Here is a 12,145-nt window from a genome sequence, read left to right as displayed (position 1 = left end):
GGCGGTCTTAAGAGAGTGAACCGTTTATTCGGTTGGTGCTGGCATTTTACCTTCCATTGCCGGACGTTCTGTCAGACGCTTCTCAAAATTGGCATTAAATTGTTTTTTCTGTTCCGGCGTCAGAATGTTGTAGATCTTGTTCTGGGTTTCCATATGAGCCAGCATGCGGGCTTTATGCTGCTCAGCCATTTTGTCGATCTGCGCTTCGGCTTTTGCCTTATCGAAGCTGTCGCTGGCGATAATGTCATGCATCGCGCGGCGCTCTTCCAGCGGAGGACGTTTCATCTGGTCACGCTGGCTTTTCATGATGTCGCGGAACTGCTGTTTCTGCGCATCCGTCAGGTTCAGATCTTTGAACATCATCATCTCGTGCATACCCGGCTTGCCTTTGTGATGCATCATCATTTTGCCTTCAGCAGGCGCGGCAGTGGTGGTTGCGGTATCTGCGGCGAACGCCATGCTGGTAGCGCCCAGAGCCAGGGTAGAAGCAACAAACAGTGCAGTAAACTTACGCATAATTTATTTCCTTACTTTCAGTTATTCTTCGGCGCTATGCCGTGTTGACGAGATTAACTTTACGGGGTTTATCGTCAATTAGTCAGAGCAACGGTAAAACAATGAAAGTGTAAAAAACAAATTTTCGCCAAATATGGAGGAAATAAGGATAAAGCGTGGAGAGTTGCAACAAAAATATGCAATAAGCTGATTATTAAGAGATTGTGCAGAAGTATAACCAACTGCCGTTTAATAATAAAGCAATTATCCAGGAATATTCTGCAAAGAAAATACGATCGCCTTAATCGCTAAGAATATAGTTTTAATATTCCCCTCCCGCAGACAGGAGGGGACACGATCAGGACACTTTTTCCAGCATCAGCCCGGCCCGCAGACCAAAGGCCACAGACGGGTTGGGGAACAGCACATATTCGGTTGTTTTCTGCACCTCATAGCGCTCGTCGCCGTCCTCCGCCAGTAATGCCCCCTTGCGAAACGGCGTAAAATTGAGCGTGTGGGCCGCCATATGTAGCTGGAAAGCCTCGCTACGGCGGGTGATCTGCTGCACAACCCGATAACGCTCGACGGGCTGGCTGGTGTGCTCCGGCTCCTTCCCCCCCAGCAGCGCCCGCAGCGCAAGATGCGTCGGGGCAAAGCGCGTAAGATCGTTTTGCCCAAACGGCAGCGCTTTTCCCAGCTCCAGCGTGCAGGCCAGCGCGCCGAAGCGTTCGCAGGTAAAGTGCGTGAAGGTCCCCCCCGGCGACTGATGGAAGACCAGCGCTTCCAGCCCCGCATCCCCCAGCCAACTCAGAAAATCTTCCTCCCAGGGCTGATTACGCTGCGGCAGCACGCCAAAACGCACGTGATACGAGGCGCGGATCGCCGTATGCAGATCGAGATGCCAGCGCGATGGCCCCGCGTCGGTGAAAAAGGAGGTGACGATCTGCTCAAGCCACTGCGCCCGTGCCGTTTCATCACTTTGTGGGAATTGCGACCAGCGGCCACCGAACATGCGGTTGATGTCGCTCACCAGATAGCGTTTATTTTGCGCCAGCGCAGGCGGGTTTCCCAGAACCACCAGCAGACGGCAGTGCAGCGCGATCTCCCCGCGATACAACGCGCGCAGCAGCAGGTCGACAATCTCGACGGGCGCCGTTTCATTGCCGTGAATGCCGGTTGAGAGCAGAAGCGACAGTTCACTCCTGGCGGTCGGTGTCAGTTCAAGCACGCCGCGCCCCAGCCACCGCCAGTGGAATGAGGGGCCCTCCCCCTCACGTTGTGAGGGCGTTTCGTCGGACAGCGTCAGCGCCAGTAAATTTTCCATAGCGCCTCCTTTAGCGCTGGAACGGGTAAACCGAACCCAGCTGCAGGATTGAGGTTAACGCGTCCAGCGCCTCGCGGCCTTCGCGCAGCAGCTGCGGGTCAACCAGATCGGCCTGCGTTAACCGGTCGCGATAGTAGCGGTCCACCCAGTCGTTCAGGGTGTTAAACAGCGTCTCATTCATCATCACTGCCGGGTTAACGGCCTGCATTTCGGCAGGCGTCAGCACCACGCGCAGGCGTAAACAGGCCGGACCACCCCCGTTTGCCATGCTCTCGCGCAGATCAAAGACGCGCAGTTCCGCAATCGGGTTATCGGCTTTCACCAGTTCAGTCAGATAACGCCACACGCCCGGGTGATCGCTGGACTCCTGCGGCAGCACCAGCATCATGCTGCCATCGTCCCGGCTCAACAGCTGGCTGTTAAAGAGGTAGGTCTCAACCGCATCCTGCACGCTCACCGCCTGCGTCGGCACCTGAATCGGCGTAAACCCGGGCACGCGTTCATGCAGCGTGGCGAGGAGTTTCTCCTGATGGGCGAACGCCTGCTCGTGGCAGAACAGAACCTGGCGGTTAGAGACGGCGATCACGTCGTTATGGAACACGCCCTGGTCGATCACATGCGGGTTCTGCTGGGCAAAAATCACCTGCGACGGATTGACCTGATTCAGACGCGCCACGGCCTGGCTTGCCGCCAGCGTCTGTCGGGCCGGGTAGCGGGTTGGCGCAGAGTGGCCACCCTCTTCCCGCCCGTAAATAAACAGCTGTAACCCCGGTTCGCCGTAATCGCCGCCCAGACGGTTATGGTTGGCAGCACCTTCATCACCAAACATCGCCACCTGCGGCAGAGCCGGATGGACAGCAAAATGGGCGTCATTATGGAAAATGGCGCGCAGCACGCGCTCCGTGGTCTCCGCTTCGGTGGCGCGGTGGAATTTGTTGTTCAGGTTCGCCACCGTCAAATGAACCTTGCCATCCAGCGTATCGGCAGAAGGTGCGACGGTCGCCGCGTTGGCCACCCACATTGAGGAGGCGGAACTCGCCGCCGAGAGCAGGTGTGGCGTCTGCGTTCCCGCTTTCTCCACCACCTGTTCATCAGTGCCGCTAAAACCAAGCTGACGTAACACCGCCACGTTTGGACGCTCCTGCGGCGGGATCACCGCCTGCGGAAAACCCGCGTCCGATAACGCCTTCATTTTCAGCAGCCCCTGCTTTGCCGCCAGTTTCGGGTTGGAGACCTGAAAACGGTGTTTCGTCGAGGCTTCATTACCAAAGGAGAGCCCGGCATAGTGGTGCGTCAGTCCCACCAGGCCGTCAAAATTGACTTCACGCGCTTTCATGGCGATCTCCCTGACTAAAATCCAGACCCGGACTCAGCGTTTCCGGCAGCGTCAGCGCGGGGGTTTCCAGGCTCGCCATCGGCCACGCGCAGTAATCTGCGGCATACCACGCGCTGGCGCGATGGTTCCCGGAAGCTCCTACGCCGCCAAACGGGGCGGTACTCGCGGCACCGGTCAGCGGTTTGTTCCAGTTAACAATCCCGGCGCGCGCTTCGAGCAGCAGCTGATCAAACTTCTCGCGCTGCGGTGAAATCAGACCGCTCGACAGGCCGTAGCGGGTGTTGTTGGCCATCGCAATGGCACTGTCAAAATCGTCATAGCGCCAGACGCACAGCAGTGGTCCAAAGACCTCTTCATCCGGCACGTTGCTCGCGCCGCTCATCTCAACAATGCCTGGCGTCAGCAGCGACGTGCCCGGCTGAACCTGCTTCGGCTCCAGCAAGGTTTTCGCGCCGCGTGAGACATGGTCCTGCCAGGCTTTCAGAACGTTCAGCGCCGCCTGTTCGGAGATGAGCCCGCCGATAAACGGCTGCGGGTCGGCATCCCACGTCGCAGGCACCAGACGCGCGCTCACCTCAACCAGACGCCTGAGGAACGCATCGCCCTGCGCCCCGCGCTTCACCAGCAGACGACGCGCACAGGTGCAGCGCTGGCCAGCAGTAATAAAGGCCGACTGGATGGTCAGGTGGACTGCCGCGTCAATATCATCAGGATCTTCCACAATGAGCGGGTTGTTTCCGCCCATCTCCAGCGCCAGAATTTTTTCCGGCTGCCCGGCCAGCTGGCGATGCAGCTGATAGCCCGTCCCGGCGCTGCCGGTAAACAGCAGGCCATCAATATCACTTAACGCGCTCAGCGCCTGGCCGGTTTCACGCCCGCCCTGCACCAGGTTCAGCACGCCCGGCGGCAAACCCGCCTGCTCCCAGAGCTTCACCACCACCTCACCAGTCAGCGGCGTTAATTCACTCGGTTTGAAAATGACGCTATTTCCCGCCAGCAGTGCGGGCACAATATGCCCGTTTGGCAGATGCCCCGGGAAGTTGTAGGGGCCAAACACCGCCAGTACGCCATGGGGGCGATGGCGCAGCGTGGCCGCGCCGTCAGCCATTTCGGTATGCTGCTCGCCGGTGCGGGTATGGTACGCCTTTACCGAGATGGCGATTTTGTTGATCATCGCCGTCACTTCAGTCGCCGCTTCCCAGCGTGGCTTGCTGGTCTCCAGGGCGATCGTGCGGGTCAACTCGGTTTTGTTCGCTTCCAGCAGAGACGCAAACTTTTCGACAATCCCCTGGCGCACAGTGAACGGCTGTTTCGCCCACGCCGGAAACGCGCGGCGCGCGGCGTGGCAGGCCTGTTCAACCTGCCCGGCGCTGGCATCATTACCTTTCCAGAGCACCTCGTTGCCGACCGGATTGGTCTTCACTCGCTGTTCGCCTTCGCCCGTTACCCAGTCTCCGTTGATCCATAAAGTCATGCTGTTTTCTCCTCAGGGCAGAGTCGCACCAGGCGAACCGTATCGCCGGCATTACATTTCAGGGCATCCAGTTCTGCAGCCGTCAGCACCAGACGTTCACATTTCGGGTTGGTACGCACCAGCATGGCGCGGAAGTTGGTGTAATTTTCGTTCGCCACCAGGCACGCCGGCCAGTCACCCGGCGCGGGCTGACCTTCAGAGACGTCAACCAGTCGGCTTTTACGGATCGCGCGCACGCGGTCGATGTCGCACTCCAGCGTCGGCCCACCGTCAAAGATGTCGACATAGTTACGGTAGCGGAAGCCTTCTTTTTCCAGCACCGCGCGGGCAGGCGCCGTTTGCGGATGGACTTCGCCAATCACCGCCTGCGCTTCCGGGGTTAAGAAATGGGTATAGATAGGGTGTTTCGGCATCAGCTCAGCGATAAACGCTTTCTGCCCGGTGCCGCACAGATAGTCTGCCCGGCTGAACTCCATCGAGAAGAAACGCTCGCCCAGGCTCTCCCAGAACGGCGAATAGCCTTTATCGTCGATCACACCGCGCATTTCGGCCACCACCTTTTCGTTAAAACGATCGCGGAAAGCGGCCATAAACATAAAGCGCGATTTGGAGAGCAGATACCCGTTGCCCTCTTTACGCCACGCCGGATCAAGGAACAGCGTGCAAAGCTCGCTGGCACCGGTGTGGTCATTACAGAGAAACAGCGTCGGCAGCGCGTTATAGACGTTCAGCTCTTTTGAGGCATGAACCATGGTGCCCACGCGGTAGTTGTACCACGGGTCATTAAGACCAACGGCCACTTCGATGGCGCAGATCCCGGCTACGGTCCCCGTGTCGGTATCTTCCAGCACGAACACATAGCCCTGTTCGCTTTTTGGCAACGTCCCCTGCCAGGTTTGCAGGGCGCGCTCAATGCGCGCCGACAGCGTTTTTTCATCGGCAGGAAGCGAGGTCAGCCCGCCCCCCGTCTTACCGGCAAGCTGCATGAGCCCGGCGAGATCGCCGCGCTCAACGGGACGGATGACCATCATGATGACACCCCGGATTTCACACGTTCACAGGCCAGCGCAAAACGGTCTAAACCGGTGCTCACCTCTTCCTCGCTGACAATCAGCGCAGGGGCAAAACGCACCACGTTGGCACCGGCAATCAGCACCATCACGCCCTGTTTCGCCGCTTCCTGTGAAATAAGTTTAGCTTTTCCGGCAAACTCCGGCGTCAGTTCGCAGCCAATTAACAGCCCCAGGCCGCGAATCTCTTTAAACAGACCGGTCTTGCTGTTAATGGCGTTCAGACGCTCCACAAACCAGTCGTGACGCTGTTTAACCCCCTTCAACACTTCCGGGGTATTGATGATATCCAGAACCTGTCCGGCCACGGCCGTTGCCAGCGGGTTACCGCCATAAGTGGTGCCATGCGTGCCCACGACCATTACGCTGGCGAATTTATCGGTGGTCAGCATCGCGCCAATCGGGAAGCCGCCGCCCAGCGCTTTCGCCGTTGAGAGAACGTCCGGCGTTACGCCGTAGTGCATATACGCATACAGCTCACCGGTACGGCCAACGCCGGTCTGCACTTCATCGAAAATCAGTACCGCGTTATGACGATCGCACAGTTCGCGCAACCCCTGCAGGAACGCTTTTTGTGCGGGCAGCACACCGCCTTCTCCCTGCATTGGCTCAACGATCACCGCGCAGGTGGTGTCGTCGATCAGCTCGCGGGCTGACTGCAGATCGTTATACACCCCGTGGCGGATATCCGGCGGCAGCGGCGCAAAGTCCTGCGAGTAGGACGGCTGCCCCCCTGCGCTGACGGTAAAGAGCGTGCGGCCATGGAACGCGTTCTTAAAGGCCACAATCCCGCTCTTGTGCACACCGAATTTATCGTGCGCATATTTGCGTGCCAGCTTCAGCGCCGCTTCGTTCGCCTCCGCGCCCGAGTTGCAGAAAAAGACTTTCTCCGCAAACGTCGCGTCGATCAGTTTTTTCGCCAGACGCAGCGCCGGTTCGTTGGTATAGCCGTTCCCGGTATGCCAGAACTTCGCCGCCTGGTCGTTTAACGCCTGGCGTAGCGCCGGGTGTGCATGGCCCAGCGCGTTAACCGCAATCCCGCCCGCAAAGTCAATATACTCTTTACCCTGCTGATCCCACAGGCGCGAGCCTTCCCCACGAACCGGAATAAAAGCCGCCGGAGCGTAAACCGGCATCATCCATTCATCGAAATTTTCACGCGTAATTGACAGAGACATAGCGACCTCATCCGGTAAATAAAAGGTTATTTGAATGTTAAATAATTGAGTGTTTGCACTGTGAATGTAGATTGCAGCCTTCGTGCCAGCCAGCGATAAAAATGCATAAACGGGTGGGGGTAACAGAATATCAATAAGTTACAATATGGAGTTATTCACTTTTAGTGCATAAAAAGTGAATATTTTTACGACAAGCGGCGCTTTGCCGCATGAAAATCAGAAAGAGTATGCAGAGGCCAAATATAATTCTGGAATTGTGATCGCTCGCGAAATTTATTGGCCATTTACGCCCCTTTTAAGGGCGAAGCGCGTCAGAATGGTGCAAATATTGCACCGTTGGCATTATCTGTCGCAGTTATTGGTCAATCCCCGTAACAGACGACGCAAATTCTGCTACCATCCATGCACTATTCACCTTGCACTGGCAGCGACTATGAAATTTGTCTCTTTTAATATCAACGGCCTGCGTGCCCGCCCTCACCAGCTTGAAGCGATTGTTGAACAACATCAGCCTGATGTGATCGGCCTGCAGGAGACAAAAGTTCACGACGATATGTTCCCCCTCGAAGAGGTGGTGAAACTGGGTTACAACGTCTTTTATCACGGACAGAAAGGGCATTACGGCGTTGCCCTGCTGACCAAAGAGACGCCGGTTTCCGTCCGCCGCGGCTTCCCGGGTGATGGCGAAGAAGCGCAGCGCCGTATCATCATGGCGGAAATTCCTTCAGCGCTCGGCAATATCACCGTGATCAACGGCTATTTCCCGCAGGGGGAGAGCCGTGACCATGAGACCAAATTCCCGGCGAAAGCGAAGTTTTATCAGGATCTGCAGGATTACCTGACCACCGAACTGAAAAAAGAGAATCCGGTGCTGATCATGGGCGACATGAATATTAGCCCGACCGATCTGGATATCGGCATTGGTGAAGAGAACCGCAAACGCTGGTTGCGCACCGGCAAATGTTCATTCCTGCCGGAAGAGCGCGAGTGGATGGATCGCCTGCTGAGCTGGGGTCTGGTGGATACCTTCCGCACGGCTAACCCGGACACCCAGGATCGCTTCTCATGGTTCGATTACCGCTCAAAAGGCTTTGATGACAACCGCGGGCTGCGCATAGACCTGCTGCTGGCAAGCTCCCCGCTGGCGGAACGCTGCATTGAAACCGGGATCGACTACGATATCCGCAGCATGGAAAAACCGTCGGACCACGCGCCGGTGTGGGCGAAATTCAAGCTGTAACCCCGTGTGAACATTCGAAAAATTGTCGTACTGTGCGCCCTGCTGGGCGCCTTTATGCTGACGTGGCTCACTCTTCCTCCGGGCACGCTCTCTCTTGAAACCATCAAAACGCATCAGCAGACCTTGCTCGCCTGCGTCGAACACGCCCCGCAGCAAAGTGCGCTGATCTTTTTTGCGCTCTATGTGGTGGTTTCCGCCCTCTCTATCCCCGGTGCCGCGATACTGACTCTGCTGGGCGGCGCGCTGTTTACGCTGTGGAAGGGGACGCTGCTGGTGTCGTTTGCCTCCACGCTCGGCGCCACGCTCGCGATGCTCGCCAGCCGTTATCTGCTGCGCGACTGGGTTCAGCGACGGTTTGCCCAACAGATGAAAACGGTGAACGCCGGGATGGCGCGTGACGGCGCAGGGTATCTATTCGCCCTGCGCATGATGCCGTTGTTCCCGTTTTTTCTGGTCAATCTGCTGATGGGGCTGACCCGCATTGGGGTGCGTCGGTACTGGTGGGTCAGCCAGCTCGCCATGCTGCCCGCAACGGTTATCTTCCTCAACGCCGGCCGCGAGCTGGGAAAAATCACCTCGCTGCGCGATATTCTGTCGCCGGGCATGCTGTTAGCCTTTACACTACTGGGGTTATTACCGCTGATGAGCCGATGGCTGTTTTCCCGACTCCCCTCTTCGTTTAAAAAGTGAGGCATTATGCGCCGTGTGCGTTTTTGCGCGTTTCTGACCGGTCTGCTGCTGACCACTCCTCTGTGTGCCGCCGACAGCTGGCACGTTATCCAACAACAGGCCAAAGGCCAGACCGTCTGGTTTAACGCCTGGGGAGGCGATCAGGCGGTTAACCGCTACCTCGACTGGGTCAGCGGTGAGATGAAAACGCACTACGCGATCAACCTCAACATTGTCCACCTGGCCGATGCGGCGGATGCGGTAAAACGGATCCAGACAGAAGCTGCCGCCGGGCGTAAGACCCATGGCTCGGTGGATCTTTTGTGGGTTAACGGTGAGAATTTCCGCACGCTGAAAGAGGCTAACCTGCTGCAAACCGGATGGGCACAGACGCTGCCTAACTGGCGCTATGTCGACACGGGCAAACCGGTCACGGAAGATTTCGCCCTGCCAACCGAGGGTGCAGAATCTCCGTGGGGTGGCGCGCAGCTTACCTTTATCGCCCGCAAAGCGAGCATGCCCACTCCGCCATCAGACCCGCAGGGATTACTGGCCTGGGCCATGCAGCATCCGGGTAAAATCAGCTATCCTCGTCCGCCTGATTTTACCGGCACCGCGTTTCTGGAACAGTTGCTTCTCACGCTCACCTCCAGGCCCGATGCGCTGAAACGCGCGCCCGATGACACCTTTGCACTGGTTACCGCGCCGCTCTGGGACTACCTCGACAAACTCCACCCGCTGCTGTGGCGAGAAGGAAAAGATTTCCCGCCTTCACCTGCGCGGATGGATACCCTGCTCGCCCGCGGCAGTCTGAGCCTGTCGCTGACCTTTAACCCGGCACATGCGCTGCAAAAAGTGGCCAGCGGTGAACTGCCTGCCGATAGCTACAGCTTTGGTTTTCACAACGGGATGATCGGTAACGTTCATTTTGTTGCCATCCCGGCGAACGCCAGCGCCAGTGCGGGGGCGAAGGTGGTTGCCAATTTCTTGCTCTCACCTCAGGCGCAGATCCGCAAAGCCGACCCGGCTATCTGGGGCGATCCGAGCGTACTGCAGGCGAACACGCTGCCCGCAGATGAAGCAAAACAGCTTCAGGCCCACATGCCACAAGGGCTTCCGCGGATGCTTGCGGAGCCACACGCAGCCTGGGTTAACGCGCTGGAGCAGGAATGGCTGCGTCGTTACGGCACCCGCTGAGCACACTCATCTGGCTGGCGATGGCGGCAGTGTATCTGCCGCTTGTTCCCGCCGCCGCCATGCTGTTGACGCCGGCGCTGTCGGCAGGAAACTGGCAACGCCTGTTTGACGACCCGCAGATCCCGCAGGCGCTCGCCGCCACCCTGGTATCCACGCTGATTGCCACTCTCGGCGCCCTGTTTATCGCCCTGATTTTCGTCACCACGCTCTGGCCCGGTGAGCGCTGGCGTCGTCTGTGCACCCGTTTGCCGTGGCTGCTGGCCGTTCCCCACGTTGCTTTCGCCACCAGCGTATTGCTGACTTTTGCCGAAGGCGGTCTGTTTTATCAGCTCTGTACACGCTGCTCCCCAATGTTGGATCGCTACGGGATTGGGCTGGGGCTGACTCTCGCCGTCAAGGAGAGCGCCTTCGTGCTGTGGGCGATATACGCGGTGTTACCTGAAACCCGGCTGGGTCGCCAGAATGTCGTGTTGCAAACCCTGGGATACGGGCGGTTCCAGCGACTGTGCTGGCTGGTGATCCCGGAGATCGCGCCGGCGCTGGGTGCAACAATGCTGGCGGTTCTCGCCTGGTCCCTCTCTGTTGTGGATGTCGCCATTATCCTGGGGCCGGGGAATCCGCCTACCCTGGCGGTACTGGCCTGGCAGTGGCTGACCTTGGGCGACGTGCAGCAGCAAACGAAAGGAATGCTGCTCTGCCTGCTGATGCTCGCGCTGCTGGCCGTGCTTTCGGCGCTGGGGTTCGGTATCTGGAAGGCGTGGCGTCGCACGCTGCCTGCGCTGACAGGGGTGCGACGCACGTTCCCCCTCGCGCCGCCCGCCCGTATGCTCAGCGGAATCCTCCCCGCATGCGGCATACTTTGCGCCGGAGTGCTGCTGATGCTGGCCCAGTGGGATGATGTTAGCGCCGTGCGTGCCAGCTTATCGTTCGGCCTGCTCGCCAGCCTGATCGCCCTGATCATGATACTGCTCTGGCTGGAATGGGGGCCGCGGCGTGGTGCGCTGTGGGTCTGGCTCCCTCTCGCCCTTCCTGCGCTGCCGCTGGTTTCCGGGCAATACAGGGTGGCGTTATGGCTGGGTATCGACGGGCAGTACGCCGCCGTGCTCTGGAGCCATCTGCTGTGGGTGTTGCCGTGGATGCTGCTGATACTGCAACCCGCCTGGCGGCGCATCGATCCGCGGCTTCTCCTCACGGCCAGAACGCTTGGCTGGCGGCGGACAAAAGTCTTCTGCCTGATCAAATGTCCCCTGCTGTTGCGCCCCGCGCTGCTGGCGTTTGCAACCGGATTTTCGGTCAGCATGGCGCAATACATGCCAACACTCTGGCTCGGCGCGGGGCGTTTCAGTACCCTTACCACCGAAACCGTAGTGCTCAGCAGTGGCGGCAGCATCCCGATTCTGGCTAACCGGGCGCTGTGGCTTCTGTTGGTGACAGGGGCCGTCTTCGGCGTTGCCGCACTGTTATCCCGGCTCGCAGGCCATTATCGACGAGGATTACGTTAATGCTGAAGGTCAACAATCTCACCATTGCGCCGCTGTTCCGTGAGGTTAACTTTTATGTCCCTCGCGGTGAAATCGTCACCCTGATGGGGCCGTCCGGCAGCGGGAAATCGACCCTGTTCTCATGGATGGTTGGGGCACTGTCTGACGACTTTCAGGCGCAGGGCGAGCTGTGGCTTGACGATCGCCGCTGTGACGGGCTGCCTGTCGAGCAACGCGGGATCGGTATTCTCTTTCAGGACGCACTGCTGTTTGACCAGTACAGCGTCGGGCAAAATCTGCTGCTGGCGTTACCGGCGCGAATAACCGGACGCGCACGCCGGGAAAAGGTGCAACAGGCCCTGGATTCAGCCGGGCTAAATCGCCACTATGCCAGCGATCCGGCCACGCTGTCCGGCGGGGAGCGTGCCAGGGTGAGCCTGCTAAGGGCTCTGCTTGCCGAGCCGCAGGCGTTGTTGCTGGACGAACCGTTTAGCCGCCTTGATAAATCACTGCGGTCGTCCTTTCGGACATGGGTGTTTGATGCCCTGCGCGCACGCAATATCCCGGTGGTGCTGGTCACGCATGACGATGAAGATATTCCGCCGGGTGGCGAAGTGATTGAGATTTCTCGCTGGCAATAATGTGCTAACGCAATGTTTTACCTTTCAGGAGAGACGACAA

The 12,145-nt window shown here is 58.5% G+C and carries 11 protein-coding genes; 5 read left to right on the top strand and 6 right to left on the bottom strand.

Going from position 1 to position 12,145, the window contains the following annotated elements:
- Positions 1-24 precede the first annotated feature (24 nt).
- The 6 genes from spy to EQV24_RS00285 form a co-directional block, all read right to left on the bottom strand.
- Positions 25-516, bottom strand: coding sequence for an ATP-independent periplasmic protein-refolding chaperone Spy (gene spy / locus EQV24_RS00310; RefSeq protein WP_130626004.1), 492 nt, complete (start codon positions 514-516; stop codon positions 25-27).
- A gap of 337 nt (positions 517-853) precedes the next feature.
- Positions 854-1,819 carry a succinylglutamate desuccinylase gene (gene astE / locus EQV24_RS00305; RefSeq protein WP_029882005.1) on the bottom strand — a complete coding sequence of 322 codons (966 nt, stop codon included), beginning with the start codon at positions 1,817-1,819 and terminating at the stop codon, positions 854-856.
- A 10-nt stretch (positions 1,820-1,829) separates the two neighbouring features.
- On the bottom strand, positions 1,830-3,155 hold the full coding sequence (astB, locus tag EQV24_RS00300; RefSeq protein ID WP_058681920.1) for an N-succinylarginine dihydrolase: 1,326 nt from the start codon (positions 3,153-3,155) through the stop codon (positions 1,830-1,832).
- A complete protein-coding gene (astD, locus tag EQV24_RS00295) occupies positions 3,142-4,629 on the bottom strand; it encodes a succinylglutamate-semialdehyde dehydrogenase (protein WP_013097030.1) in 1,488 nt (495 codons plus the stop codon). Before astD ends, astB begins: the two co-directional genes overlap by 14 nt.
- Positions 4,626-5,660 carry an arginine N-succinyltransferase gene (gene astA, locus EQV24_RS00290; RefSeq protein ID WP_014831525.1) on the bottom strand — a complete coding sequence of 345 codons (1,035 nt, stop codon included), beginning with the start codon at positions 5,658-5,660 and terminating at the stop codon, positions 4,626-4,628. Before astA ends, astD begins: the two co-directional genes overlap by 4 nt.
- Positions 5,657-6,877, bottom strand: a complete 1,221-nt coding sequence (locus tag EQV24_RS00285; protein WP_029882003.1) for an aspartate aminotransferase family protein — start codon at positions 6,875-6,877, stop codon at positions 5,657-5,659. Before EQV24_RS00285 ends, astA begins: the two co-directional genes overlap by 4 nt.
- Positions 6,878-7,310: 433 nt before the next feature.
- Between EQV24_RS00285 and xthA the strand changes: the two genes are divergently transcribed.
- From xthA to EQV24_RS00260, 5 genes are read left to right on the top strand one after another with little or no spacing between them, the layout of a single operon-like run.
- Positions 7,311-8,117 (top strand): exodeoxyribonuclease III, encoded by an 807-nt coding sequence (xthA, locus tag EQV24_RS00280; protein ID WP_013097033.1) that lies wholly within the window; start codon positions 7,311-7,313, stop codon positions 8,115-8,117.
- A gap of 6 nt (positions 8,118-8,123) precedes the next feature.
- Entirely contained in the window at positions 8,124-8,807 is a 684-nt protein-coding gene (locus EQV24_RS00275) for a TVP38/TMEM64 family protein (protein ID WP_038979894.1), read from the top strand.
- A 6-nt stretch (positions 8,808-8,813) separates the two neighbouring features.
- Positions 8,814-9,983, top strand: coding sequence for an ABC transporter substrate-binding protein (locus tag EQV24_RS00270; protein ID WP_130626003.1), 1,170 nt, complete (start codon positions 8,814-8,816; stop codon positions 9,981-9,983).
- Positions 9,956-11,485, top strand: coding sequence for a thiamine ABC transporter permease (locus tag EQV24_RS00265; RefSeq protein ID WP_129327971.1), 1,530 nt, complete (start codon positions 9,956-9,958; stop codon positions 11,483-11,485). The genes EQV24_RS00270 and EQV24_RS00265 overlap by 28 nt, the downstream gene beginning before the upstream one ends.
- Positions 11,485-12,105, top strand: a complete 621-nt coding sequence (locus EQV24_RS00260) for an ATP-binding cassette domain-containing protein (protein WP_013097037.1) — start codon at positions 11,485-11,487, stop codon at positions 12,103-12,105. The genes EQV24_RS00265 and EQV24_RS00260 overlap by 1 nt, the downstream gene beginning before the upstream one ends.
- Positions 12,106-12,145: the final 40 nt, after the last annotated feature.

It is taken from the genome of Enterobacter sp. A8 (assembly GCF_004296595.1).
GTDB classification, from domain to species: domain Bacteria; phylum Pseudomonadota; class Gammaproteobacteria; order Enterobacterales; family Enterobacteriaceae; genus Enterobacter; species Enterobacter cloacae.
Note: the sequence above shows the minus strand (reverse complement) of the source record. Positions and strands in the feature narration are given on the sequence as shown.

What these genes read in the sequence shown, in the direction of transcription:
- EQV24_RS00270 (WP_130626003.1), top strand. Translation starts at nt 8,814, where the DNA reads ATGCGCCGTGTGCGTTTTTGCGCGTTTCTGACCGGTCTGCTGCTGACC.
- EQV24_RS00285 (WP_029882003.1), bottom strand. Translation starts at nt 6,877, where the DNA reads ATGTCTCTGTCAATTACGCGTGAAAATTTCGATGAATGGATGATGCCG.
- astD (WP_013097030.1), bottom strand. Translation starts at nt 4,629, where the DNA reads ATGACTTTATGGATCAACGGAGACTGGGTAACGGGCGAAGGCGAACAG.
- astB (WP_058681920.1), bottom strand. Translation starts at nt 3,155, where the DNA reads ATGAAAGCGCGTGAAGTCAATTTTGACGGCCTGGTGGGACTGACGCAC.
- astA (WP_014831525.1), bottom strand. Translation starts at nt 5,660, where the DNA reads ATGATGGTCATCCGTCCCGTTGAGCGCGGCGATCTCGCCGGGCTCATG.
- EQV24_RS00265 (WP_129327971.1), top strand. Translation starts at nt 9,956, where the DNA reads ATGGCTGCGTCGTTACGGCACCCGCTGAGCACACTCATCTGGCTGGCG.
- spy (WP_130626004.1), bottom strand. Translation starts at nt 516, where the DNA reads ATGCGTAAGTTTACTGCACTGTTTGTTGCTTCTACCCTGGCTCTGGGC.
- EQV24_RS00260 (WP_013097037.1), top strand. Translation starts at nt 11,485, where the DNA reads ATGCTGAAGGTCAACAATCTCACCATTGCGCCGCTGTTCCGTGAGGTT.
- xthA (WP_013097033.1), top strand. Translation starts at nt 7,311, where the DNA reads ATGAAATTTGTCTCTTTTAATATCAACGGCCTGCGTGCCCGCCCTCAC.
- astE (WP_029882005.1), bottom strand. Translation starts at nt 1,819, where the DNA reads ATGGAAAATTTACTGGCGCTGACGCTGTCCGACGAAACGCCCTCACAA.